The 26796-nt window shown below is 33.0% G+C and carries 18 protein-coding genes and 1 tRNA gene; 13 read left to right on the forward strand and 6 right to left on the reverse strand.

The genetic code is table 11. The annotated features are described in order from the left end of the window. Positions 1 to 22 precede the first annotated feature (22 nt). Complete coding sequence (locus CLV91_RS04820; RefSeq protein WP_121064512.1) at positions 23 to 1288, forward strand: MFS transporter; 1266 nt, start codon at positions 23 to 25, stop codon at positions 1286 to 1288. Here the strand turns inward: CLV91_RS04820 and CLV91_RS04825 are convergent. From CLV91_RS04825 to CLV91_RS04840, 4 genes are all read right to left on the reverse strand, one after another. Beyond that, positions 1281 to 2048: a UDP-2,3-diacylglucosamine diphosphatase gene (locus CLV91_RS04825; RefSeq protein ID WP_211333187.1), complete on the reverse strand. Its 768-nt coding sequence runs from the start codon at positions 2046 to 2048 to the stop codon at positions 1281 to 1283. The genes CLV91_RS04820 and CLV91_RS04825 overlap by 8 nt on opposite strands. Before the next feature lie 8 nt (positions 2049 to 2056). Further along, the gene (locus CLV91_RS04830; protein ID WP_121064514.1) at positions 2057 to 2506 is read right to left on the reverse strand and encodes a 6-pyruvoyl trahydropterin synthase family protein; all 450 of its coding nucleotides are present in this window, start codon (positions 2504 to 2506) and stop codon (positions 2057 to 2059) included. Between the two features lie 229 nt (positions 2507 to 2735). After that, positions 2736 to 3503, reverse strand: a complete 768-nt coding sequence (locus CLV91_RS04835; protein ID WP_121064516.1) for an enoyl-CoA hydratase/isomerase family protein — start codon at positions 3501 to 3503, stop codon at positions 2736 to 2738. Positions 3504 to 3518: 15 nt separating this feature from the next. Next, the gene (locus tag CLV91_RS04840; protein WP_121064518.1) at positions 3519 to 4853 is read right to left on the reverse strand and encodes an MATE family efflux transporter; all 1335 of its coding nucleotides are present in this window, start codon (positions 4851 to 4853) and stop codon (positions 3519 to 3521) included. A gap of 137 nt (positions 4854 to 4990) precedes the next feature. On the opposite strand from CLV91_RS04840, the gene CLV91_RS04845 reads away from it, so the two are divergent. The 6 genes from CLV91_RS04845 to CLV91_RS04870 all read left to right on the forward strand — a co-directional run bounded on the left by CLV91_RS04845 (position 4991) and on the right by CLV91_RS04870 (position 12126). Continuing rightward, positions 4991 to 5788: a universal stress protein gene (locus tag CLV91_RS04845; RefSeq protein ID WP_121064520.1), complete on the forward strand. Its 798-nt coding sequence runs from the start codon at positions 4991 to 4993 to the stop codon at positions 5786 to 5788. 16 nt (positions 5789 to 5804) lie between these two features. Continuing rightward, positions 5805 to 5891, forward strand: a tRNA-Gly gene (locus CLV91_RS04850). Positions 5892 to 6043: 152 nt separating this feature from the next. After that, positions 6044 to 8413 (forward strand): EcoAI/FtnUII family type I restriction enzme subunit R, encoded by a 2370-nt coding sequence (gene hsdR / locus CLV91_RS04855; RefSeq protein WP_121064522.1) that lies wholly within the window; start codon positions 6044 to 6046, stop codon positions 8411 to 8413. Positions 8414 to 8418: 5 nt separating this feature from the next. After that, positions 8419 to 9003: a hypothetical protein gene (locus CLV91_RS04860; RefSeq protein WP_121064524.1), complete on the forward strand. Its 585-nt coding sequence runs from the start codon at positions 8419 to 8421 to the stop codon at positions 9001 to 9003. Next, complete coding sequence (locus CLV91_RS04865; protein ID WP_121064526.1) at positions 9000 to 10430, forward strand: class I SAM-dependent DNA methyltransferase; 1431 nt, start codon at positions 9000 to 9002, stop codon at positions 10428 to 10430. Before CLV91_RS04860 ends, CLV91_RS04865 begins: the two co-directional genes overlap by 4 nt. A 1-nt stretch (position 10431) precedes the next feature. Then, a complete protein-coding gene (locus tag CLV91_RS04870; protein ID WP_121064528.1) occupies positions 10432 to 12126 on the forward strand; it encodes a restriction endonuclease subunit S in 1695 nt (564 codons plus the stop codon). Between the two features lie 223 nt (positions 12127 to 12349). Here CLV91_RS04870 and CLV91_RS04875 read toward each other — a convergent pair whose 3' ends face one another. Beyond that, positions 12350 to 15010, reverse strand: a complete 2661-nt coding sequence (locus CLV91_RS04875; RefSeq protein ID WP_121064530.1) for a T9SS type A sorting domain-containing protein — start codon at positions 15008 to 15010, stop codon at positions 12350 to 12352. A 108-nt stretch (positions 15011 to 15118) separates the two neighbouring features. Beyond that, a complete protein-coding gene (locus CLV91_RS04880) occupies positions 15119 to 15979 on the reverse strand; it encodes an AraC family transcriptional regulator (RefSeq protein WP_121064532.1) in 861 nt (286 codons plus the stop codon). A gap of 243 nt (positions 15980 to 16222) precedes the next feature. Between CLV91_RS04880 and CLV91_RS04885 the strand changes: the two genes are divergently transcribed. From CLV91_RS04885 to CLV91_RS04910, 6 genes are read left to right on the forward strand one after another with little or no spacing between them, the layout of a single operon-like run. Beyond that, positions 16223 to 19306, forward strand: a complete 3084-nt coding sequence (locus tag CLV91_RS04885; RefSeq protein ID WP_121064534.1) for a SusC/RagA family TonB-linked outer membrane protein — start codon at positions 16223 to 16225, stop codon at positions 19304 to 19306. Between the two features lie 47 nt (positions 19307 to 19353). Beyond that, entirely contained in the window at positions 19354 to 20853 is a 1500-nt protein-coding gene (locus CLV91_RS04890) for a RagB/SusD family nutrient uptake outer membrane protein (protein ID WP_245987143.1), read from the forward strand. Positions 20854 to 20864: 11 nt separating this feature from the next. Next, positions 20865 to 22562 (forward strand): hypothetical protein, encoded by a 1698-nt coding sequence (locus CLV91_RS04895; RefSeq protein WP_121064536.1) that lies wholly within the window; start codon positions 20865 to 20867, stop codon positions 22560 to 22562. A 50-nt stretch (positions 22563 to 22612) separates the two neighbouring features. Continuing rightward, complete coding sequence (locus tag CLV91_RS04900) at positions 22613 to 24139, forward strand: hypothetical protein (RefSeq protein ID WP_245987144.1); 1527 nt, start codon at positions 22613 to 22615, stop codon at positions 24137 to 24139. A 48-nt stretch (positions 24140 to 24187) separates the two neighbouring features. Further along, positions 24188 to 25231, forward strand: coding sequence for a glycoside hydrolase family 130 protein (locus tag CLV91_RS04905; RefSeq protein WP_121064538.1), 1044 nt, complete (start codon positions 24188 to 24190; stop codon positions 25229 to 25231). Positions 25232 to 25233: 2 nt separating this feature from the next. Then, positions 25234 to 26784, forward strand: a complete 1551-nt coding sequence (locus tag CLV91_RS04910; protein WP_121064540.1) for a cellulase family glycosylhydrolase — start codon at positions 25234 to 25236, stop codon at positions 26782 to 26784. Positions 26785 to 26796: the final 12 nt, after the last annotated feature.

A 26796-nucleotide genomic window follows, 5' to 3' on the forward strand; every position in this document is an offset into this window, starting at 1 on the left:
AATAAATTATACACTTAGACTTTTGGATCCATACGCAGCACTTCGTTATAAAGAATTTAACCTGTTTTTAATAGTTCGTTTTGCCATGGTATTTGCTTGGTCTATGCAATTTATTGTGATAGAATGGCAAGTGTACTCTATGACAAAAGACCCTCTTTCTTTGGGTATTATTGGTCTTATGGAAGTTATTCCTGCAGTGCTTATGGCGCTCTTTGCTGGGCACATTGTGGATCAGAAAGAGAAACGAAGTTTACTAGTTAAATGTATCTTAGGTTTTTCTATAATTAGTTTTGGGTTATTTATGCTTAGTATGCCACAAGTACAAGTAGATTATAGTACAAAAACCATTCTTTATGCTATTTACTGTTTGGTTTTCTTAGGAGGGATAGTACGTTCTTTTATTGGGCCAACCATATTTTCTTTAGTTGCTTTAATAGTTCCCAAAAAAATATACCCTAATGCCGCTACATGGAGTAGTTCTACTTGGCAAATGGCGTCTGTTTTAGGGCCTGCTTTTGCAGGTTTTTCTATTAGTTGGATAGGTGTGCATTGGTCTATGTGTGTTATTTTTGGCTTTTCTATCCTAGCATTACTATTCCTTTTTCAAATAGGTAAAAAACCAATATTAAATCCAAAAATTGGGGAGCCAGTTTTTCAAAGTTTAAAGGAGGGGCTAAATTTTGTTTTTAGCACTAAAGCTGTTTTAGGTGCTTTAACCCTAGATATGATAGCGGTTCTTTTTGGTGGTGCAGTTGCCCTCTTGCCAATTTTTGCGCAAGATATTTTACATGTAGGTGCAGAAGGTTTTGGTATTCTAAGGGCAGCTCCAGCTGTAGGTGCTTTTTTAACGATGTTAGGTTCCACTCGTTTTCCGTTGCATAAAAATGCTGGGAAAAAATTATTATATGCCATTTTTGGATTTGGCCTTTGTATTATAGTTTTTGGGTTGTCTACCTACTATTGGTTATCCGTATTTGCATTATTCTTAAGTGGTGCGGTAGATGGTGTTTCTATGATAATAAGACAAACCATATTACAATTAAAAACTCCAGACCATATGCGCGGTAGAGTAGCATCTGTAAATTCTATATTTGTGGGTTCTTCTAATGAATTGGGTGCGTTTGAAAGTGGTTTAACAGCCAAATGGATGGGAGCAGTAACAGCTGTAGTGTTTGGTGGAACTATGACCCTATTAACCGTTGGTATAACAGCTATTTCTTTGCCTTCTTTTAGAAAATTAGATTTACAAAAAGATATAGACGAGCATGAAAAAGAGACTACTACTTAGGTAGTTTTTCTAGACTAAGCTTGGTGCCATCAAAAACCCCGTAGGTATAATAAGAAATCCAGTCCCCAAGGTTTACGTAGGTAGATTTTCCGTTGAGGTCTATTTCTAAAGGTAAATGTCTATGTCCAAAAACAAAATAATCGTAATGCTGGGTTTCTAATTTTCGTTTAGCATACTGTACTAACCATTCTTTTTCTTCGCCAAGAAATTTCACATCATCATCCCCAGAAATTAATTTATTTTTCACGGAAAGATATTGCCCTAGTCGAACTCCAATATCTGGATGCAACCATCTAAACAGCCATTTTGCAAAAGGATTCGTAAACACCTTTTTCATGCGTTTAAAGCCTTTGTCATCTGGGCCAAGACCATCTCCATGTCCAATGAAAAATGATGTATTATTAAGTTTAAATTGTTGGGTGGTATGGTACACAGGAATATTAAGCTCTTCTTCAAAATAACCATTCATCCAAAGGTCATGGTTACCAACAAAGTAAAAAATTGGTATACCTGCATCACTCAATTCTGCCAGTTTACCAAGAGTTCTTGTAAATCCTTTTGGAATTACGGTTTTGTATTCCATCCAAAAATCGAACATATCACCCAAAAGAAAAATAGCAGCAGCATCTTCTTTAATTTCATCTAACCAAGCAACAAATTTCTTTTCCCTGGGCATACTTTGTTCCATAGTAGGCGCTCCCAAATGATTATCACTTGCGAAGTATACTTTTTTACCTTTTGGAATTGATATGCTTTTCATGAAAAAAACTAATTATCAGATGCGTACCATTCTGCAAAAGAAGTATCTGTTTCTTGTAACTTTAAAGAATGAAGCTGAATGTTTTTAGGTAAACGAGCCTTTATTTTTGCAGAAAAATCTATTACCATATTTTCACTTGTAGGTTGGTAATCTGCAAGAATTACATTGTGACCTCTATCCGTTAGCTCTTTGGCTAACTCTACATGCGGTGTGTTTTTATTAAAAACGGTAGCATGATCAAATTGATCTACAATTTCTTCTTTTACAATTTTTTTTAAATCGCCAAAGTCTATTACCATACCTAACTTTACATGGCTTTTATCGGTAATAGGAGTGCCAATAACAGTTACGGAAAGTTTATAGCTATGGCCATGAACATTTCTACACTTACCATCATAACCAAAAAGGGCATGACCAGTTTCAAAATTAAATTGTTTTGTAATTCTAATGTTGCTCATTGTCTGTGGAATATTGCAATGCAAAGGTACACTTTATTCCTATTTCAATAGAAGAGAGTATTGGGTATACGCTTATCTTTTATATTTTTTTCTTGTACGGATTCTATTTACAAAATAGATAACCAAAACAAAAAGCGCTAAAAAAGGAAAAACTAGGTCTCCGTTTAAAAAATTTATAATTTTCATTCTATAAGTTTTATGGTCAATAAACGATAACAATAGTCGATTATTATTTCTTAAACTTACGTAACGCTTGTTTTGTTGCATTAGAAAGCACAAGCTCTCCTGTTATAGCTGCTCTTTCTGTAAGTAGTTTGTCCCAATGGTCTGTACCTTCCCAAAGCACTTTTTTCCAGGCTTCTAAAGCTTCTGGGTTATATTGTGCTAATTGATTGGTATAAAAATCTAATTCTTTATCTAAATCAGTTGTATTTTCAAAAACCTTAGCAAAAAGCCCTTTTTCTTTAGCCCAATACGCGTTTTTCCATTCTGTAGGTGCTAATGAAAGTTCTCCAAGGGCAGCTTTCCCTATTCTATGCGCCACAGCAGGGGCAATTACTAAAGGAGCAATACCAATAGAAAGTTCCGATAGTTTTACAGATGCTTTTTCTGATGCAAAAACATAGTCGCAAGCGGCAGCAATACCAACACCACCACCAACAGCTTTTCCATGTACACGACCAACAATTACCTTAGAACAGTTACGCATAGCGTTTATAACATTAGCAAAACCACTAAAGAATATTTTTCCTTCCGATAAATTAGAAACTTCCATTAGTTCATTGAAAGATGCCCCAGCACAAAAAGCTTTTTCTCCTTCAGATTTTAAAACAATTATAGAAACAGCATTGTTTATAGATAGTTCATTCAATGTTTTTGTTAGTCTTTCTAATAATTCTGCAGTAAAAGAGTTACTTGCAGGGTGACCAAATTCTATAGTTGCTATTCGGTTATTTATAGAGGTATAAAGACTTCCGCCTGTACGAGATGTAGACATATTTTTTGTTTAAAATTAATGCTTTTGTAATAATGGACGAAATTTTTGGTTAAACTTCCAAACCAAAGCACCTCCTCTTATTAACATCCAAAAGGTAAAAGCAATCCAAATTCCATAAAGACCCCAATTAGCCATTTTACTAATAAAAAGTATAGGAATAAAGCCTAAAAAAGTAGCAGATAAAAGAACGTTTCTTAAATATTTCATTTCTCCAAGGCCTTTAAAAAGTCCGTCTAAAACAAAAGCAATGGTATTTAAAGGGAGCCCTAAAATTATAATATAAAATATGGCATAAAAAGCATGTAAAACAGGAATTTCTTTAGAGAAAAGAAGACCAATAGGTTTATAAAAAATAAAGCTAAGAAGCATTAAAACACCACTAACAATAAGACCGTAATAAACTATTTTTTTGGCTAACAACCATAAGTTTTTATAGTCTTTAGCGCCAAGTAATTTTCCGCCTAAAATGTTTCCTGCAGCTCCAAAACCATCAATAAAAAACGCAGCAAAAAGCCATAAATTTATTGCTATAGTATGTGCGCCAATATATTGGTCTCCTAAAGCAGTAGCTTCTCTTACTGCTAAAATTAGTGCAGTATTAAGGGCTAATGCTCGCACAAAAAGATTAAGGCTCATTAGTACCAATCTGCTTAACTCTGGATGTATAGGTAGTTTTAATTTTAGACTAACATCGGTTTTTGTTACTAAAAGAAAAAAAGCAAGCACAGCCATAATAGCTTGTGCAATTAAACTAGCCCATGCAGCACCTTCTAGGTACATTGGAGCAATAAAACCATCTACTCCATAGACCAAAATAAAATCTAAAAGAACATTTGCTACAGCCCCAACTATTGCAATAACCATTGGCCAAACGGTATTTTGTAGCCCTCTAAAAATACCCATAATTGCAAACACAAATAAAGTAAGCGGAAAACCCCAAACTCTAATAGAATAATAACTAACGCAATAGTTTAATATTTTACCCGATGCATTTAGCAACATAAATATTTCTTCTATAACAAAAATCGTAGATAGTAATAATATAATGCTAAGTACAATATTTAAGAAAATGGCCTGTGCTGGCAATGTTTTTACTTCTTCTATTTTTCCTGCGCCTAAATATTGAGAAAGTATTGCAGATATGGCACTACGTGTTTGTCCTAGAACCCAAATAAGCATAGATAAAAAAGAACCAACAATACCTGCAGCAGCTAAAGACTCTAACCCATCTACAGGAATATTACCCACTATTGCAGTATCTGTAATAGATAATAACGGTTCTGCAATACCTGCAATAGTAGCAGGAATAGCAAGGTTATTTATACTTTTAAAATTAATAACGGTTTTCAATAGTTGTTTTTATAATGAAGAGAGGGTTATAATTACTGTTTTTTATGAATTTAGAATATCTTTGTAGCCTTATAGTATAAATAGATTTTATTTTTAATTGTAAATTTAGAATATTAATAAACAATCCTTCTTAACAAATGAAAAATATACTTGTTCCTATTGGCACTTCTAGTACCTCTCATGAAACATTGCAATATGCCGTAGATTTTGCAAATGAATTTTCATCCAATATTTTTGTGATGGATGTTTTTAATGTATCTGCAAAAGCAGGGAATTTGGCTAATATTTCTGAAAAAGTAGCAGAAAATAGTAGAGAACGTTTAAAAGAAATTATTACTAAGATTAATGCCAAAAATGTAACTATAAAAATAGCAACCTATAATGGAGGAATTGTTGATGGTATTAAAGATTTAGACAAAGAATTAGGAATAGATATAATAATACTTGCTCCCAGAAGTAATGCTATAGAAGAAGAACTTTATTTAGGAAATACTTCTGGAAAAATTATAAAAAGAACAGATATACCTGCACTTTTGGTACCTAAAGGGAGTAGTTATGTTGCATTTAAAAATATTTTAGTTGCTTTTAAATCTGGAGTAATTAAAAGAAACCGTATTCTAAATTCATTAGTAACTATTCGTAAAAAGTATGATGCTAAGGTAAATTTACTTTTAGTTAAAACTCCTGGTTATGTAGATAGCGATTTAAATGTAAATACGGCTTTAATGGACATTAGTTCTAAGCTTACACTAACCGAAAACGCTACAACCTATTTAGGTGTAACCCAGCATTTACAATCTTTTAGTCCAGAATTACTTTGTGTTTTTAGAAGAAAAAGAGGTTTCTTTAAAAAATTATGGGAAAAAAATACGGTTCTAAAATCGGAGTTTTTTGCACCAATTCCAGTATTAGTTTTAAGTGCAAATAAAAATTAGAAATTTACATGTTTAAGGGGGATTAGCTCAGCTGGCTAGAGTGTTTGTCTGCCAGACAAGAGGTCACCGGTTTCCCCGAAGTTTGGGGGCGGTTTCTCCACCAATAAATACAAGGCTTCCGAGAAATTGGAGGCTTTTTGGTTTTTATAATTTACATACTAAACTTTTCATTAATGTAGGTTTTACCCGATTGTTGCTTGCGAATTTTTCTTTATAAGACGTATATTAGCTTAGAAACCTAGCCAACAACGATTAATGAATAAGAAAGACCTATCGGAGAGAGACATTTGTTCAAAATTTATTAACCCTGCTATTATGCAAGCAGGATGGAATATGCGTTCACAAATTCGTGAGGAAGTATCATTTACTGATGGTAGAATCATTGTCCAAGGAAAGTTATATGCTCGTGGAAAACAAAAAAGGGCAGATTATATTTTATACTACAAACCAAATATCCCTATTGCAATCATTGAGGCTAAAGACAATAAGCATAAGGTTGGTGATGGAATGCAACAAGCTCTGGAATATTCAGAAATACTACAAATACCTTTTGTATTTACATCAAACGGAGATGGTTTTGTATTTCATGATAAAACAGGTTTGTCCTCTCAAGTAGAGCACGAAATAGGACTACATGAATTCCCTTCTCCAGAAGATCTATGGCTAAAGTATTCAAAGTATAATGGATTAGACACACCAGAAGTTCAGCATGTAGTAACCCAAGATTACTATGCTGATGATAGTGGAATGTCACCAAGATATTACCAGCAAAATGCTGTCAATAGAACTGTTGAAGCAATTGCAAAAGGACAAAGCCGAATTATATTAGTAATGGCTACGGGTACAGGAAAAACTTATACTGCTTTTAATATTATCTGGCGTCTTTGGAAAAACGGAATCAAAAAGCGAATCTTATTTCTTGCAGATAGAAATGCACTTTTAACACAAACTAAAAATGGAGATTTTTCACCTTTTGGGAATGACATCATGCACATTATCAAGAACAGAAAAATTGATAAGTCGTATCAAATATATTTCGCATTATACCAAGGTTTAACCAGTAATGATGAAACTAAAAATGCTTATAAAGAATTTAGTAGAGATTTCTTTGATTTAATTGTTATTGATGAGTGCCATAGAGGAAGTGCATCAGAAGCCTCTGCATGGAGAGATGTATTAACGTACTTCAACTCAGCTACACATATTGGTTTAACTGCTACGCCAAAGGAAACCAAAGATGTTTCAAATATGGAATATTTTGGTGAACCTGTGTATACCTATTCTTTAAAACAAGGTATTGATGACGGTTTTTTAGCACCTTATAAGGTTGTGAGAATAGCTATGAATGTTGATGAAGGTTGGAGGCCAACAGCTGGTTTAGTTGATAAATACGGAAACGAAGTAGAAGACCGAATTTATAACCTTAAAGATTATGATAAAACCCTTGTAATTGATGAACGCACACAAGTTGTAGCTAAAAAAATAACAGAATACTTAAAAGCTGTAGATAGGTTTGCTAAAACTATTGTCTTTTGCACAGATATAGACCATGCTAATCGTATGAGACAAGCATTAATTAATGAAAATGCTGATTTAGTTTCAAAGCATTGGAACTACTGTGTTAAGATTACGGGTGATGATGAAGTAGGGAAACAAGAGTTAGACAATTTTACAGATGTAGAAGAACGTTTTCCTGTAATTGCTACAACATCTAAAATGCTTACAACTGGTATTGACACTAAAATGGTAAAGTTTATTGTGCTTGAATCGAATATTGCTTCAATGACAGAGTTTAAGCAAATTGTTGGTCGCGGTACAAGAATCAGAGAAGCAGACGGAAAAGTGTTTTTTACAATTATGGATTTTAGAAAAGCAACCAACTTATTTGCAGACCCAGATTTTGATGGTGACCCAGTACAAATTTATGAACCGTTAGAAGATGAAACTGTTGTGCCACCAGATGAAGTTGAGTCTACAGAAATTATCAATGATATCATAGATGATGATAAAGAATTTAAACCACCAAAACCAAATATTGATATAGATGAAGAGGAATCAGAGGTAAGAAAATTTTATGTGAATAAAATCCCTGTATCTGTTGCTAATGAACGTGTGCAGTATTACGGTAAAAACGGTAAGCTAATCACAGAATCATTAAAAGATTATACAAAAACTAATATTACAAATGAGTTTAGGTCTATTGATGACTTCATTAAAAAATGGCAGACTACAGAACGTAAAGAAGAGTTGCTTGCAGAACTTGCAGAGCATGGCGTGCTCATAGAAGCACTTCGTGAAGAAATAGGAAAAGATATGGATGCTTTTGATTTGATTTGCCATGTTGCCTATGATAAACCAGCTTTAACCAGACAAGAACGAGCAAATAATGTACGTAAGCGTAATTATTTCACAAAATATGGTGATACAGCGCAAAGAGTATTATTAACACTACTTGATAAATACGAGCAAGAAGGTATTGTTTCCATAGAACAAGGTTCTATTCTTAGAGTACAACCCTTGAGCCAAATGGGCTCACCAGTAGAATTGGTGCGTGCTTTTGGTAAGAAAAAGGATTTTGAACAAGCCATAAAAGAATTAGAAAACGAAATTTATAACATAGCCTAAAGCTTATGACGCAGGCATTAAATATTATAAAGGAATTTGATATTTTTTTAGAGCAGGAGGTTATAACAAATGGAATAGAACTTTGTAATGAAGCTGGATTACAATTTCAATTAGGTCTATTTTTAAAACTGAAATATCCTGATATTAAAATTGAGTTCGAGAGGAATATAAATTCTATTGGAATTAATAAAACTAAAGGAGTTTACCATAAAAGTGTTGTAGATATTTTGATTGATCAAAAAATCGCAATAGAAATTAAATTTCCAACAAAAGGTGCTTATCCTAAAAGAACTTATCAAGCTATTCAAGATGTTTGTTTTTTAGAAATATTAAAAAAAGAAAAAAATATTGAAGGATATGCTATATTTATTACACCATTATTTTTGTTCTTTGATAACAGCAAAAAGAGTGATGGTATTTATAAATATCTTAGAAAAGAAAAAAGAATATATAAAGTTGATAAATGTGATGTGAAACCGTTTATGAGCAAAGGATTAAAGGAACTAGATATTTGTGATTCCTATCCTTTTGAATTGAGGGAATTAACAAATAATAACATCAAATATTACTACTATATAATTAAAATATGAGTAACATAACAACCAACATAAAAGGCATACGCGATATCATGCGTAAAGACACAGGAGTCGATGGAGATGCACAACGTATCTCGCAAATGGTATGGATGCTTTTTATGAAGATTTTTGCCGATAAAGAAGAAGAATGGGAAATCACAATAGACAATTATGAAAGCCCAATTCCTGAACACTTAAAATGGCATAATTGGGCAGCAGATGATGAAGGATTAACTGGTGATGCATTAATGGAGTTTATAGAAAACGAGTTGTTCCCAACATTAAAAGAGTTGGACATATCCATAAGCCCACAAGCAAAAATTATACGTTCGGTGTTTGATGATACGTATAACTTTATGAAAAACGGAACACTTTTTCGTCAAGTTATTAACGTGATTAATGAGATTGATTTTAACGACTCTAAAGAAAGCCATGTTTTTAATGATATTTATGAAACCATATTAAAAGAACTACAATCTGCTGGCTCATCTGGTGAGTATTATACACCAAGAGCAGTTACGCAGTTTATGGTAGATATGATTAATCCACAATTAGGAGAAAGTGTATTAGACCCAGCTTGTGGTACTGGTGGTTTTTTAACATGCACGATAGACCATGTTCGAGAACAAGTAAAAGATCGCAAAGACCGAAGCATTTTACAAAAAAGCATTCGTGGTATAGAAAAGAAACCATTACCGCATTTACTATGTACCACAAATTTGATGTTACACGGTTTTGATTTGCCTGCTGTGCGAAGAGATAATTTATTGAGTAAACCTTATGCAGATTGGGGAACAAGTGACAAGCTCGATATTATATTGTCCAACCCACCTTTTGGTGGAGTAGAAGAAGATGGTACCGAAACCAACTTTCCTAAAAAGTTTAGAACTAAAGAAACAGCCGATTTATTCCTAGCTTTAATCATCAAACTATTAAAAAATAACGGGCGCTGTGCCATTGTATTACCAGATGGTACTTTGTTTGGCGAAGGAATGAAAACACGTTTAAAAGAAGAGTTGCTAGAGCGTTGTAATCTACATACTATAGTACGATTACCGAATGGTGTTTTTAACCCATACACAGGTATTAAAACCAACCTGTTGTTTTTTGAAAAAGGCACGCCAACTAAAGAAATTTGGTATTACGAACACCAATACCCAAAAGGAGCCAAAAGTTATAACAAGAGCAAACCCATTAATATTAAAGAGTTTGATGTTGAAAAAAAATGGTGGAACAAACGTGTAGAGAATGAATTTGCTTGGAAAGTCTCTATCGAAGACATTAAAAAACGAGGTTATAATTTAGATATTAAAAATCCACACCAAGAAGTAGATACCTTAGAAAGTCCAGAAGTGATTTTAGAAAAATTTAGAACTACAGAAACTAAAATTTCTAGTATACAAGACGAAATTGTAAATGTATTAACTGAAGCTTTAAAATAATATGCAGTTACTACAACATTTTAAAGAACTTACAGTTAGACCAAAAAATGCCCAAGAGTTAAAAGGATTGATTTTACAATTGGCAATTCAAGGAAAGTTGACTGCGAATTGGCGAAAAGAAAATCCAGATATTGAACCTGCTTCGGAATTACTAAATAGAATACAAAAAGAGAAAGAGCAACTTGTTAAAGAGAAGAAAATAAAAAAAGAAAAGGCTTTTCGAATTTTAGACGATAAGCCATTGTTTACGCTTCCCATAAATTGGGAATATTCATATTTAGGTGATTTAGGATATGCTCAAACAGGAACGACGCCACCAACTAAGAATCCAAATAATTATGGTTCTTTTATTCCTTTTTTGGGACCAGCAAATATTTCAAATAGTTCTATGGAATATCCATTAGATGGCCTTTCTGAGGAGGGTCTAAAAAAAGGAAGATTGATTGAAGTAAATTCCTTAATGATGGTTTGTATTGGAGGTAGTATGGGTAAATGCAATGTAAATACTAAAGACGTTAGTTGTAATCAGCAAATAAATGTTTTAACGACTATTTGTTCGCCAATTGAATACATTAAAATTGTTTGTCAATCACCATACTTTCAAAAAGAAGTTTGGGATAGGTCAACTGGTTCAGCAACACCTATGATAAATAAAAGTAAATGGTTGCAAATTCCTGTTTTTATTCCACCACTAGAAGAGCAAAAAGAAATCGTAAAAGTAGTAAAAACTCTTTTTAAAGAAGTTGAACAATTAGAGCAATTAACGGTTGAGCGAATTAGTTTAAAAGAAGACTTTGTAGCGTCTGCTTTAAACCAACTCACTACCAATAATGCCAACCAAGAATGGGCTTTTTTACAAGAACATTTTAAAAGTTTCTTTAATGAAACTGCTAACATTAAAAAGTTAAGAGAAACGGTTTTGCAATTAGCCGTTCAAGGAAAATTAACAGCAGATTGGCGCGCTAAAAATACTGATACAGAAGATGCTTCTGTTTTATTAAAACACATACAAAAAGAGAAAGCACAACTTATTAAAGACAAAAAAATAAAAAAGGAAAAAGCCTTACCAAAAATTACTAAAGATGAGATTCCTTATGAATTACCTGAAGGTTGGGTTTGGTGTAGGTTTCAAAATATTATTAATGAAGTGAAAGGAGGAGGAACACCTAGTAAGAGAAATTCATCATTTTGGGATGGAAACCTTCCTTGGGCGAGTGTTAAAGATTTGAAGGACTTCAGGTATCTTGAAAAAACACAAGACTTCATAACACAAGAAGGTTTGGACAATAGTAGTGCTAACCTTATTCCAATAAATTCATTGATAATTTGTACACGAATGGGTTTAGGAAAGATATCTATAAACAAAATTCCTACTACTATAAATCAAGATTTAAAAGCTGTTTCATTATCAAATCAAGTTGACATTGAATTTATTTATGATCAATATAAAACTCTAAGTATTACGGGTTCAGGTATGACAGTATCTGGGATAAAGCAAGAAGAACTATTAGGCTTCTTATTTGCTATTCCACCATTAGAAGAACAAAAAGCTATTGTAGAAAAAGTAAATGCTTTAATGGGTTTATGTGATAGTTTAGAGCATGAAGTACAACAAAGCCAAGAACATAGTGCGCAGTTAATGCAGAGTTGTTTGCGTGTGGTTTTTGAGGGAGAAAATAAAATGGTTTCGGTATGAGTGGGTTTAAGTTGTTAGCGATAAGACCTTCAGATGATTGTGATAAACAATTTTTAAAGAATTTAGTATGTAAAGCCCAATTGTATAGTACAACAGATGCATAAAGTATAAATTTAATGGAGCCTTAGCGGCAGACAAAAGGTCACCGGTTTCCCCAAAGCTTGGGGGCGGTATTCGCTATAAATTTACCACCTTTAAAGAGGCGAGTTTTTGTAAATAACATTTATTCTTTTACAAGAGTTATAGTTTGATGCTTTTCTAAATGAAGTTTTATATAATATACTCCGGAATTAAGAAGTTCAAAATGAATACTAATTTCATTATTTTCTACGGTATATTTTTTTGAAGATATTAATTGGCCTTGTGCATTAAAAATTTCTGTAAACACCTCTTCTACTTCTTCAGGTATAAAAATTTTAGAGTTTATAATAGTAGGATTAGGGTAAATTATTGCATCATTTTTTGATACTATTTTTTGACTAAAATTTCCTTCACAAGGAATAGCAGAAGTAATTTCTATTTTGTCTCCTTCCTTAATATTTATTTTAAAATTGCTTTCATTTTCTTGTATAGAAAAAGCGCTGTTAATGGTAATATAAAAGGGAGGAGTCCCGTATACTATTTCTACATTTGCTTCATTAACACTTTCTCCATTATTTGTTTCTAGTTTTACTTGTAAAGTATTCGGTTCTTCAATAATAAAATCGAAACATTGTTCATATTCTATATTTTGTACAGGTGTGGCGCAAAAAGAATAATTACCTGGGTTTAGGTTTTCAATAGTAATTTTATCTTTGAAAGTGTAGTCTTTACCTTCCAGAGAGAATTGAAATTCTAGAGTTTTATTAAGAGAAGAAATTATTATTTCTGAATCATTATTATTTAAACAATTTTCTTTTGTGACATTTAATTTTAAATTATTTGGTGAAAGCGCTATTCCTGTAAAATATTCTTTTGCAAGAGTAAAAGCCTCTACACCAATCTTTTCTCCAATAATACGACCCCTAATATCATCAATAGGAGGGTGTATTCCTCCCCAAATTCTAGATAAACTTGTTTGGTCAGATGCATCTCTATAAGTTGCCCATTGTAGAGTAAAATCTTCACTTGGGCCATTTTCAAAAACCAAAAAGTTGTTTTGTTCTATACTAAAAGTACCCATTCCCCCAGGAAAAAAAGCACTACCAGTTAACATAGTTAATACTTCTGATGCAGCTCTAGAAAAAGTAGAATGCCCAGATACATACCCAGCAAAAGGAGGAGTTACAAAAGTACCTCTTTGGTAGGGCCACCAATGCGTTCCTAATATCCAATCTACTCCGGCAATGTCTGTAGTTGGATCTTGGATAAAATCTGGGCCTTTCCACGCATATATTTTAATTTTGCCCACATTTTCATTATTATCTCCAGCTAATACATCTCCAGACTCAATAAGTTCTATACTACCAGGAATAAGAGGTATTCCATGGGGGTCATAGCTAGGTAAAGAAGCATCTGTACTTTGCCCTTTTCCTGCCATATATCTAATAGCAGAAATAGGTCTTATATAGTCGTAATATCCTTTTATACCCCATGTATTAACAGCAGAATCGTGCATTGCACCACCCAATGCGAGGTAAGATTTAACATCCCATTCTAAATCATTTAATATAGCACCTTCCCCTTCTACTCTTTTAATTGTCTGTGGATGATCATTGACATAATTTAAAATGGTAAACCAATGACCAGGCGGAGTTTCAGAATCTGGTCCATCTGCCCAAAACTCAGCTAAAACTCTAGCATAATCTGCCCTTTTTACTAATTGTGGTATATATGGCGCATTAGTAACAGGGTTTAAAGAATGCCCTGTACCAATGTCTCCTCCTTCATAAAATTTATAGAAATTTTTATACTCTTCAAAAGTTTCTGGGTAGTTAGCTATATCTACATTACCAAGGGAACCAGGAGAAATGTCAATTACTGTAGGGTCGTTGGGGTCTAATTGTGAGGACCATTGCGCTACCAAAGAAAAATGCCACTTATAGGGGTCATCTATACCATTTTCATTAGAATTCTGAATGTATACGGGGGCACCAGGGTTATTATATACATAACTGTCAAAACCATCGTAAAAAGTACTTTCAAATCCGTTATTTAATATTTCTAGGTCTTCTTTTTTTAGAGAAAAAGGAGTTACTTCTCCCCATTCAGGGCTTAAAAAATCTGGAATGCTAGTTGGTTGTGGATTGCCACTTTGATCAATGAATAGATCAAAAGCTAAGGGTTGCCATCTATTTGGAAAAGTTACATTATTAGTTTCTTCATATTGTTCTAAAACAATTGGGTCATTACTGTAAGTATAAAATTTGTTTCTATAGTCATTTTCTTCATTAGAACCATCTTGCATGCCAAAAGAAATAATTTCACTTGCTATGTAATTACCTAAAGCGGCATAAGAGTTTGTGGCGGCATAGTCTAGGCTTGTTATATTTTCATCATAATTATAGGATAAAAATAGATTTCGAAAATTTTCTAATGATGTTGTAGCTCCTGGAGAGTTTTTAAATCTATGGTTTAGTAATCTAAACATAGCATAACTCATAACCTCATGTCTTGCATTCTCTATGTTTGCAGATGTAGTTATACCTTCAAAAGAGCAAGAATAATCACCATAGTTTTTACCTAAAAATACAGTTTCTGCTGTCTCATTAAAAACAGCCCATGCATCATACATAATAATAGAGCTGTGGAATAAATTTCTTGCGTGCACTGTGGGTCTTGCATAATCTAAACGTATGGCTTCTAAAAGTACTTCATTCCATTCTCTAGCCACGGAATGTTGTGCTGTGGACTTAGTAGAAAAGAAAATTATACATACTAGAATAAGGAATGTATTTTTAATCATAGTAATAAAACAACGGGCTAAAATTTTAGCTAAAAATAGATATTAATATTTATTCTATAAGGTAGTATTGTTGCAATGATGGTTAATAACAGGTAAAAGAAAATAAAATTAATTAGTAGCTTCTTTAATATAGTTTTTTCTATAATCTTTAGGAGAAAAACCATGTGTTTTTTTAAAAGACCTATTAAAGTTAGATAATGTTTTGAAACCAGATTTAAAGGAAATTTCATTAATAGCCATTTCTGTTTCTAATAATAGTTTTGTTGCTACTCTTATTCTAAAGTCTAAAATATATTTTGTAAAACTTTTATTGGTTCTTCTTTTAAAAAAATGACTAAAAGCAGATTCAGACATATTTGCCACTTTAGCCATAGAGCCTAAAGAAATATCATTTTTATAATTATTTTCTATATAATGTACTACAGCATTTATTCTTCTACTTTTTCCTTGAGAGGAATCATTGGCAATTGGCGAACTAGATAATATTTGCTTGTCGGAAGATTCGGCAAGTTCTTTTAGTACCTCTAAAAACAATATAAAAGTATCTAACCCTTCTGTTTCGCAAAGACGTATAATTTTTTTACTAACTTTTTTTTTAGTCGGATTAGAGAAAGCAATACCTCTTCTAGACATTTCTAACAATTCTTTTACATCTTTAAATAGCTTATAGTTTGGAAGCTTAGATCCTAAAAAATTTTCTTGAAACTGAATAGTTATAACGGTAGCAGTACTTTCAGAGTCTTTAGATTTCCAGATATGCTGAAGGTATGGACCCAATAATGTTAAATCTATATTTTGGCAATCTTCTATGGAATCTCCTACAATCCTTTTGCCCGAGAAGTTCATGATGAAATTTATTTCATATTCTGGATGAAAATGTAAAGGGTAATCAAACTGAGCATTTTCATGTCGTAATACAATTAAAGGATCTTCAGATTTTACTGGGGTAACCTCCCTTATTATTTTCATTTTATATTAATTTTTCACTTAAAAAAACTTGCAAACACTCTAAAAGTAGTGATAAATCAAAAAACAACCCTAATAATTATTGAAAATGTATTATTTGTAGGAAAAAATAACGAAATCAATACTTTGGTAACGTATTTAATCTAAATGTTTCATAAAATGCACATAGATTGACAGGATAGTATCATAAATTGAACTTAATTCCATTTAATTTTACAAAAAATTAACAAACTAATAACTCAATTTATGAAAAAAACAATATCAAAGCACTTCTTCCTAGTGGTAGCTGTACTGTTTTGTTCCCTTGGCTTATCTGCTCAAATTACCATTAATGGTCAGGTTACAGATGATGCTGGTATAGGAATACCATCGGTTACAGTAGTGGAAAAAGGCACAGTTAATGGAATCGTTTCGGATTTTGATGGAAATTTTCAAATAACCGTAAAGAATAAAAATTCAATTATAGAGGTTTCTTACATTGGATTTGAAAAAGTAGTAATGGAAGTTGGAAATAAAACAACATTTAATATTATTTTAAAAGAAGATATAGAGGCTTTAGATGAGGTGGTTGTCGTAGGATATGGCTCTGTAAAGAAAAGTGATCTTACTGGCTCTGTTTCTTCAGTAAAAATGGAAGATATCCCTTTAAAGCCTTCGAACTCAATAGATGGATTATTACAAGGCCAGGTTGCAGGTGTTCAGGTGGTCTCACCATCAGATAATCCTGGAGCGGCTTCTGTAATTAGAATTAGAGGGGGCAGTTCTTTACGTGGAGGAAATGACCCATTAGTAGTTGTAGATGGTTTTCCAATAGGTTACGCAGGAGATTTAAAACAAATATCACCACAAGATATTGCTTCTATGGAAGTATTGAAAGATGCATCAGCTTCTGCTATTTATGGTTCACGTGGAGCAAATGGTGTTATCATGATTACCACAAAAAAAGGGGCTAAACATACTACAGAGGTTACGGTATCTCAACAGAATACTTTTTCTAGGTTTAACTCAGAACTAAACTTATGGAGAGATCCAGTATTAATGGCCGAATTAAGTAATGAATCTCGTGTTAATGGCGGTTTTGTTCCTGTTTATATAGGAGCAGAAGATGCAAACGGAATTTATTACCCTTCTACAGGCGAATTAAAAAATGGGGCATGGCCTTATAATACACGTTGGGATGATGTGGTATTTCGCGACCCAGTTTCTAATAATACTAATTTGGCAATTCGTAGTCAAACAGACAAAACCCAATTTAGTTTAAGTACTACGTATTATACAAATCAAGGCGTTTATATTGATGATGATTACAATAAATTAAATGTTAATCTTAATATAGCGCATAAGATATTCGATGATAAAGTTACGGTTGGAGCAAATATTATTTACTCTAAAGGGAATAGAAATAATAATGGGAATTTAGCATATTGGAGAAACCCAATTTTTCCAATTTATGAAGATAATAATTCGGCCAATGATTATTATTTAATTGGAGCTCAAGATTATTCTCACCCTATTGCATTGACAGACAAAAGGACTAATAAAAATGAGTTTAAAGATTTTATAGGTTCTGCTTTTGTAGATATACAATTGCTGCCAGCGTTAAAATTAAAAACACAGTTAAACTATAAAACGGGTCATTCTGTTACAGATTACTACAATCCAAAGGTGTATACTGAGGATGGTACTTTCAACAATGGATCAGGAGGAATTAATAATTGGGATAATGATGAAGTAGTTTCAGAGACCTTCTTAACGTTTGATAAAACATTTAACGAGAAACATAAATTTAATGCTATGGGTGGTGTTTCATACCAATATAATGAAACACGTGCATCTGATTTAAAAGCGTACGATTTTCTAAATGAATCTTTAGGTAATGGTAATCTTGCTGCAGGAAATCCTGAAAAACAATCCGTTTCTAATAGTCTTTCAGAAACAGTTATGTATTCTGGTTTAGGACGTTTAAATTATGTATATGATGATAAATACTTAGCAACATTTACGGTGCGTGCTGATGGGTCTTCAAAATTTGGATCTAATAACCAATGGGCATATTTTCCTTCTGGAGCTTTAGGGTGGAAACTGCATAACGAAGAATTTATTCGTAATCTAGAAGTGTTCGATGAATTTAAATTACGTGCAAGTTTTGGTATTTCAGGAAATCAAGGTATTAGCCCTTATCTCATAAACAGTAGGTATGGACAAGACCAATATTATGTAAATGGAAATTGGCAAACAACAATTGGTCCAGGATATGTGGTTGGTCAAGATAGCCAAAGCGGGAAAAAAACTTGGGGAGGTATACCTAATCCAGATTTAAAGTGGGAAACAACAAGACAATTTAATATTGGAGGTGATTTTGCATTTTTTAATCGTCGTTTAAAAGTAACATTAGATTACTACAATAAATATACGAATGATTTACTTCGAGAGCGTTTACTTTCTCCTTCTTCTTCTTATGATAGAATGTGGGTAAACGATGGTGAAATTGAAAATCAAGGAGTTGAGGTTACTATAGACAGTAGAATTTTTGATAAAGAAAAATGGGGATTAAATGCTACGTTACTTTTTTCAAAAAACAAAAATAAAGTAGTTAGCCTTGGAGATGAATTGGCTTCTGGTTTAAATACGGATGCACTTACTGGAATGAAATATGAATTCTCAGGAAGCCAAGTAGAAGCTTTTCGTTCAATCCCAAATATTTTAGCAGTAGGTCAGCCTATAAATGTGTTTTATGGTTATAAGGTAGATGGAATTATTCAATCGGAAGCAGAAGGACTTGCCGCAGGATTAGAAGGAAATTTAGCACAACCTGGAGAATTTAAGTATATGGATTTAGATGAGAATGGGGTTATAAATGAAGATGACCGTACCATTATTGGAAATCCAAATCCAGATTTTATTGCAAGTTTAAATCTAAGTGCAAATTATAAGAATTTTGATATGTCACTTTTCTTTAATGGAAGTTTTGGTCAAGATATTTTTAATACTAAAAGCTTTGGGGAACCTAGTACTATGCCTTTACGTTGGACGCAAGATAATGCAACTAACAATTACCCAAGTTTAAGAGACGGGCGTACAGTGTACATGTCAGACTGGTATATTGAAAAAGGAAGTTTTGTACGTCTGCAAAATTTTTCATTAGGATATAATTTAGGAGCAGAAGGCATTGCTGGAGTAAAAAAAGCTCGAATTTTTATTAACGGAACCAATTTATTTACAATAACAGATTTTAAAGGTTATGATCCTGAATTGGGAAGCGATGGTATTTATTGGGGTGGTTACCCTAAGTTAAGAAACTGGACTCTAGGTGTAGAATTCACCTTTTAGTTTTAGGTATGCTAATAACACGTACAATAATAAACGAATTGAAAATAATGAAAATAAAAAATATAATATTAGGATTAACTTTCATCGTAGGGTTTGTGTCTTGTGAAAGTTTAGATGTAGAGCCACAAGGGTTCTATTCGGATAAAAATTTCTATAAAACTATAGAAGATGCAGAAGCATCCATGCTTTATGCATATGATGGACTTACTTCGGTAAGTTATGCGCCTGTAACGTATTATATTACAGAATTATCTTCTGATAACTGTATTGTAAAACCAGATGAGGGAGCGGATGCTCAGGCATTTGTTAACTGGGAGGTTAACTCTCAAAATGCTCTATTATCACAGTACTATAGGTCTATTTATATAGCCATAAACCGTGCAAATGCAGTAATAGAAAATGTAGAGGGGAAAGGTTTTAATCCCGAAGATGAAAAACGTCTTTTAGGAGAAGCATTATTTTTAAGAGCCTTTAATCATTTTAATGCTGTAAGAGCTTTTGGTTTAGCGCCATTGCAAAAATCTTTGATTGATAAATTAAATGAAACAACTGCTTTTTTACCAGAAAACATGGAAGAAGCATACGCCTTTTTAATCGAGGATTTAACAAGAGCTATTGATTATCTTCAAGTAAATAGAGTTACTGGTAGGGTAGATAAAGTAGCAGCACAAGCATTGCTTGCTAAAGTTTATTTATTTGCTGCTTCTGCTAAAGAAAGTGGAGTGCCAAAGTACGATACAATTTTAGAAAGCGCAGATGGCCTATATGCAAAAGCAGCGGAATATGCTGGTTATGTATTAAATAGTCAAGGGGAATATAGCCATGATTTAGATTTGCAAAACATATATAATGTTAATGAGCCAAATGGTCCAGAGCATATATTTATTTTGTCATTTGATCGTTCAGGAACACAAGAGGGAGATTATTCAAAACTTTCAAAATATTTTACTCCTTGGCTTGGAGGGGCTACTGTTTACTTAAAAAATGTAGACGACACTTTTTCTCCTACGCATGATGGGTGGAGTGTTTTCCAAACAACAGATGATTTATATACATCTTATGAGTCTACAGATAAACGTCGTAATGAACTATTAGTTTCTGAGATTTTTGATGAAAGTGGGGCTACTATTGGTACAACTGCAGATGGCTTTATACCCTATGCGTTTACAAGAAAATACATTGATCCATTATTTGAAGGAGATAAAACAAGTACACGTCCTTATCTAATACGTTATTCAGATATTCAATTAGTATATGCAGAGGCAACAGCTAACAATGAAGGTCTTATTCAGTATAATCAAATAAGAAATAGAGCAGGAGTAAGTGAATTGGCAGATTTAGGAGGTTTATCTAAAGCAGATTTTAGAGAACTAGTTATAGATGAGCGTCAAAGAGAGTTAGCTTATGAGGGGGATCGTCTTTGGGATTTAAGACGTAAAAATATAGTACAACAAGAAGTAATTCAGGCGGCTGGGCTTTCTCCTGAAGTAGTAGCTTTTTATCCTATACCTCAGAGAGAAATAGATTTAAATCCTAACATCAACTAAACTAAATAAAAATGAAAAAATTATTTAAAATATATAGTATAGTATTGGCAATTTTTATAGTTGGCTGTACAGAAAACCCTTTAGAAGATGTAGAAGGTAGTGCATGGAAAAAAGAACGTAATATTATTTCAATTTTAGTAGAAGGTCAAATAGGAACAGCAGCAATTGAGCGCGAATTTGAAGATGCTAAAATAAATATTTACGCCAAAATAGAAAATATTGCAGATATTTCTAAAGTAGAGATTAAGGATATAGAGCTGTCTTATGGATCGAGTACTATAAATTCTAAAGGGACAACCTTAGATTTAACAAGTGGAACTAGTACAATATCTGTGGTATCTGGAGCAGGAAAAACTTTAGAATGGGAAGTGTCTTTACTCCCTTTTAAATCAGATTTAGAAGGAAGTTGGTATGTAGGAGATGTTCGTATGTACTGCGATATGTTTACTTGGGAGACTTGGGGATGGGAAAAGAATGAGAGCATTTTTGGTTACTTACCAGAGTTAGGCCCAGAATGGGATAATGAAATTATTTTTACAGTAGAAGGAGCAGATGAAAAAGGAAATCCTTTTGGAGCTTACGAGCATACTGGAGGTAATGATGGACTTTTTGGAAACTTTGGAGATACAGCGAAGTCTTGGAATTTTAATGAAAGATTTAGAAAAATTCCAATGGGTACCGGAACATGGTTAAGGGATTTTGAACGTAATATGGTTATAATTACAGATGAAAACCGAGTACAGCATGAGTTAGAATTAGAGGTTTTAGCAGATACAGGAGAAGTAGTACTTAAATCAGAACTACCTTATTTGGCAGATCAGTTTAATTGGACAGATACAGATTGGAGCTATGAAGAATTGTCACATATGTCTAACCCAATGTGGTATGTGTTAACTAAAGAACGCGTACTTCAAACAGGTAACAGCATAACAGGGTTAGGAGTAAAAGACCAAGTTGGAGATACTGTAATAGATAATGATGCTAAAGAAATTACAGTAACAATTGAAGATAATGGTGCTGATATCTCTATGATTGCTTTAGAAAATTTAGGAATATCATTTGGAGCTTCTGCGAATGTTTCTGAAGGAGAAACATTAGATTTCTCTACAAATAATGAATCTACTATTACAGTTACTTCAGAAATTGGAGAGTCAACTACTTGGACAATTAAGTTACAAATAGATTTAGACCTAAGTGATGTCTCTATTGCTGGAACATGGACTATAAATGAAATTGGGGTTTATTCAGATTTATTTACCTGGGAAACTTGGGGATGGGAAAAAAATGAGCTATTAAATAATTATTTGCCTAGTGCAGGAAAAGAGCTTGATAATACAATCACATTTGTAGTTGAAGGTGTAAATGGAGAGAATCCTTACGGAACTTTCGAAAATAATGCTGGTGCAGATAGTGAATACGGAGACTTTGTTTCTGATGATACCAGTTGGCCCGAAACAGATTTCAATAGTAGATTTAGAAAAGTACCAACAGAATCAGGAACTTGGGAACTTGTAGGGGAAACAGTAACTATTATTGATAATGAAGGAGCAGAATTTGTACTAACTCTTGAAGTTAAAACAGGAACTGAAATTGCATTAACCTCTGAAATAGAATTTTTAGCAGACTTATTTAGCTGGGATAATACAAACTACAGTTACGAAGAGACAGCCCATATGTCTAAAAAGATGTGGTATAACTTAAGTAAATAATAGATCATCTGCTTGCGTTAAAACAAGCAGATATCATAAAAATATTGAAAATGATAAAAACAAATAATATGCTACCAGTTATACTGCCATTCCTGCTTTTGTTTATGGGCTGCGATGACAACGAATTATCGTTTGAAGAAACGGTAAAAAGCAATAGAGAAATGACCATTACAGAGGACTTAGTTTCAACAAATTTTGTTGGTAATGGAGCACAATGGGGAGGTTATGATATAGTACCAACTTGGTTAGGAACAGAAACGCTTAGTGATGCCGATTGGGAAAAACTGTTTCAAAGAATTGATTTTATGCGACCTCCATTTTTAAGAATTATGACAAATTCTGGATGGTCTTATAATAATAATGGTACGTATGATGAGGTAACTAAAACCCTATCTCTTTTCAAAATGTTAGACTACGCTAAAAGTAGAAATATAGAAATAACATATGGCGAATGGGGACACACTTCTGTTGGAGGAGACATTAACACTATAGATATGGACTGGGTTGCTAACTCTGTTAAATTCTTAAACCATTTGGTAAATGAAAAAGGATATTCAAACATTAAAACAGTAAATATTATTAATGAGCCAAATGGATATTGGGCAAGTACAGAAGGAAATTATGATATCTATAAAAATGTACAATTAGCATACATTGATGAGATGGCTAAATATGCCTTAACAGGTGTAAAATTAATGGGGCCAGATATTGCAGTATTTAATACAGCAAGCCAAACAGAGTGGATTACAAAAACGCATAACGATTTAGGAGATAACGTAGGGTTATATGATATTCATGTGTATCCTAAACAACAACTTATTCGTAATGGAGAGTTTAGTAATATGCTAAGAGCATATAAAAAAATTACACCTTCTGGGAAGCAAATTGTTTTAGGAGAAATAGGTTTTAAATATGATGAAGTAGATGCAGTACTTAAAATGCAAAATGAGGAAGCAATAGCTAATGACCCATATGCTGGTGAAGATTCTAACATGATGGTCTATGAAGCTTTTTATGGTATTGATATGGCAGATGCATTAATTCAAACTATGCGGGAAGGTTACTCAGGGTCTTTAGTTTGGAATATGGATGATGCAATGTATAATAGTCCAGACAACGGAAATTATCAAACAGATAAATTAAAGCGTTGGGGGTTTTGGAATATATTAGGAGAGGAACATACAGGAGATGCCGCCGATGAAAATATTCGACCATACTTTTATCCTGTTTCTTTATTAACGCGCTATTTTCCTGCAGGAAGTGATATTTATAATGTTGCCTTGCCAGAGAAAAAAGGGGTGCGTGCTATAGTTGGTTCATATAACGGGAAGTATACAATTGCTTTAGTTAATTCACATTATTCTACATATGATATTATTTTAAAGTCTGATTTAACAGGCAATATTACGGCGGATAAATATTACTATAAATCAAATACAGATGGTTCTTTTATCGGAGAATTAGATGTTAATGGCTTTGCTACTCCATCAGACAATGAGGTAACACTAAATTTTGAAGAAGGAGTAGATATTACTCTAGAAGGGGAGTCGTTTGTTTTATTTACAAATATGGACTAAAAACACAATCATAATCCATCAATTTAAGAATTTTTGAAAAAATATAGAATGAATACTATTGAACAGAATAGAACGAAAGTAATACGTTTAAAAAAACACGAAAACAACCCAATTTTTAGCCCAAACCCAGACAACTACTGGGAAAACATTGTGGTGTGTAACCCTGGGGTTTGGTATGAAAATGGAAAATTTTCAATGCTATATAGAGCTGCTGGAGATGATGAAGAACATTATATTAGGTTCGGATTGGCAGAAAGTACCGATGGCGTTAATTTTAAAAGAGTATCTGATGAGCCTGTTTTTTCACCAAGTATAGATGGTCCAGATATGGGAGGTGTGGAAGATCCTCGTATAGCAAAATTTGGTAATGAGTTTTATATTACATATGCATATAGGCCATTTCCTCCAGGACAATACTGGAAATTTGAGCATGATGTTATTTTATTACCAGAATCTGGAGAAGATACACCACTAGTTTATAAAAATAATGTTGCAAATTCTGGATTAGCTATTTCTAAAGATTTAAAAAACTTTAAAAGATTAGGGCGTATTACTTCATCTAATCTTGACGATAGAGATGTGATTTTGTTTCCTGAAAAAATAAATGGAAAATATGCAATGCTTCATAGACCAAAAGAGTGGATTGGAGAAAAATATGGCACAAACAGGCCGGCTATATGGATTCGTTTTACAGATGATCTAATGGTCTGGGAAGAAGAAAGCACTCTCTTAATTGCAGGTATAGAAGGTACATGGGAAGAAAAAGTAGGAGGAAGCACACCGCCTCTAAAAACTAAAGATGGCTGGTTGGTTATTTATCATGGTGTAGAAAACGGTGGATTAGGATACTATCGTGCAGGAGCAGCATTGTTAGATTTAGAAGACCCAACAAAAGTTATTGGTCGTTTAGAGAATTGGATTATGGAGCCGGAGCACGATTATGAGATTGAAGGTTATTATAAAGGTTGTGTTTTTCCAACAGGAAACGTTATAATTGATGATACATTGTATGTATATTATGGAGCCGCTGATAAATATATTGGACTAGCAACTTGTAATGTAAATGAATTGTTAGAAGCATTAAAAAAATAAAAATGAATAAATCTAATTTAGTAGTACTACTAGCAATTATATTGCTTTTGTCCAGTTGCTCTGAAACTAAAGGTCAAAAGAAAGCAGTCATAGATATTGCGTTTACTAAGGCTAATAAATTAGATTTTTCTTTTATAGGGCATGGAGTTCAATGGTCTGCTTATCCACATGCAGATTCTAAAGATGCAGAATGGGGATTTTTAATGACCAATGAAAAATGGGAAGAACTTTATAAGCGCTTAGATTTTGTGAAGCCAAATATCATTCGAGTGATGGACGTTTCAACATGGCGTTATTACAAAGGATTAGATAAAAATAAACAACCCATTTTAGATTTTAATACCCAAGAAATAAAAAGCCTGTATAAGCTATTAGATTATTGTCAAGATAGAAAAATAAAAGTACTCTTTGGCGAATGGGGAGCTCCAGGTTTGTGGAATTTAGATGAAACAATTCCAGAAATTGAAAGAGCAGATGACCCAAGATGGATCGGTATGATTGTAAAGTACTTGAAACATTTAATTCTAGAAAAAGGATACACCTGCATTCAATATTACAATCTTGTTAATGAGCCAAATGGCTATTGGGCATCTACAGATGGAGATTGGGAGCAATGGAAATCTGGTTATATTCAATTAAATAAAGCATTAAAAACATCAGGGCTACATAAGTATGTTTCACTTTCAGGGCCCGATGCGGTAACACAATGGAATCACCCTTCACATCCAAAAAAAGCACACGATTGGGTATATTCTACAGTAACAGATTTAGATTCAATTACTGGTTTGTACGATTTTCATATTTATGCAGATCAAGACTTAATTAGAACCGGAAATTTTGTTTCCTATTTAGAACCCTTTACTTCAGAAATAAATAAAACTAAAAAACCTTTAGTGTTAGGAGAATTAGGAATGAAGTATAGTGGAGCGTTAAAAGAAGAGAATAGAAAAAGAGGAGAAGAAGATTCTCATGCAGGACCTGACGATTCCTCTATGTTCGTTTATGACTATTTTTATGGTGTAGATATGGCAGATGCAGCTATACAAAGTATGCTAGCTGGTGTCGGAGGTACTATTGCTTGGGATTTAGACGATGCGATGCATACTGTCGGTGATTTAGGTGAAAAGAACCAACTAAAGAAATGGGGGATGTGGAATATTCTTGCTGAGGAATTTGGAGATTTAGAAGTTGACAAAAAACCTAGGCCTTGGTCCTACACATGGACATTACTATGTAATTTATTTCCGCCAGAATCTACCATTTATAAACCAGAATTTTCCATTAAAAATGATAGTATCCGTTCGGTTGCAATGACAAGCAAAAATCAGTTTACAATGGCGCTAGTAAATCAATCAAAATCCGTTAAAAATATACATTTAGAGACAGATTTATTAGAAGAGAATACACCATTGTATTTATATGAGTATTCAGAAATTAATAGACCTATAAATTCAGAGGGATTTCCTATTGTTTCAAAAAACATTGAAGAAGAATTAACTGTTGAAGTAAAGTCCAATAGTGTTATTTTTCTTAGCACAATAGTAATAAAATAACCTTTTAAGTTT

The sequence above is a fragment of the Maribacter vaceletii genome (assembly GCF_003634105.1).
Lineage (GTDB): Bacteria > Bacteroidota > Bacteroidia > Flavobacteriales > Flavobacteriaceae > Maribacter_B > Maribacter_B vaceletii.

Coding starts and splice junctions, on each gene's coding strand:
- CLV91_RS04910 (WP_121064540.1), top strand. CDS start 25,234: ATGAATAAATCTAATTTAGTAGTACTACTAGCAATTATATTGCTTTTG.
- CLV91_RS04900 (WP_245987144.1), top strand. CDS start 22,613: ATGATAAAAACAAATAATATGCTACCAGTTATACTGCCATTCCTGCTT.
- CLV91_RS04830 (WP_121064514.1), bottom strand. CDS start 2,506: ATGAGCAACATTAGAATTACAAAACAATTTAATTTTGAAACTGGTCAT.
- CLV91_RS04825 (WP_211333187.1), bottom strand. CDS start 2,048: ATGAAAAGCATATCAATTCCAAAAGGTAAAAAAGTATACTTCGCAAGT.
- CLV91_RS04860 (WP_121064524.1), top strand. CDS start 8,419: ATGACGCAGGCATTAAATATTATAAAGGAATTTGATATTTTTTTAGAG.
- CLV91_RS04880 (WP_121064532.1), bottom strand. CDS start 15,979: ATGAAAATAATAAGGGAGGTTACCCCAGTAAAATCTGAAGATCCTTTA.
- hsdR (WP_121064522.1), top strand. CDS start 6,044: ATGAATAAGAAAGACCTATCGGAGAGAGACATTTGTTCAAAATTTATT.
- CLV91_RS04865 (WP_121064526.1), top strand. CDS start 9,000: ATGAGTAACATAACAACCAACATAAAAGGCATACGCGATATCATGCGT.
- CLV91_RS04885 (WP_121064534.1), top strand. CDS start 16,223: ATGAAAAAAACAATATCAAAGCACTTCTTCCTAGTGGTAGCTGTACTG.
- CLV91_RS04895 (WP_121064536.1), top strand. CDS start 20,865: ATGAAAAAATTATTTAAAATATATAGTATAGTATTGGCAATTTTTATA.
- CLV91_RS04890 (WP_245987143.1), top strand. CDS start 19,354: ATGAAAATAAAAAATATAATATTAGGATTAACTTTCATCGTAGGGTTT.
- CLV91_RS04835 (WP_121064516.1), bottom strand. CDS start 3,503: ATGTCTACATCTCGTACAGGCGGAAGTCTTTATACCTCTATAAATAAC.
- CLV91_RS04845 (WP_121064520.1), top strand. CDS start 4,991: ATGAAAAATATACTTGTTCCTATTGGCACTTCTAGTACCTCTCATGAA.
- CLV91_RS04875 (WP_121064530.1), bottom strand. CDS start 15,010: ATGATTAAAAATACATTCCTTATTCTAGTATGTATAATTTTCTTTTCT.
- CLV91_RS04905 (WP_121064538.1), top strand. CDS start 24,188: ATGAATACTATTGAACAGAATAGAACGAAAGTAATACGTTTAAAAAAA.
- CLV91_RS04870 (WP_121064528.1), top strand. CDS start 10,432: ATGCAGTTACTACAACATTTTAAAGAACTTACAGTTAGACCAAAAAAT.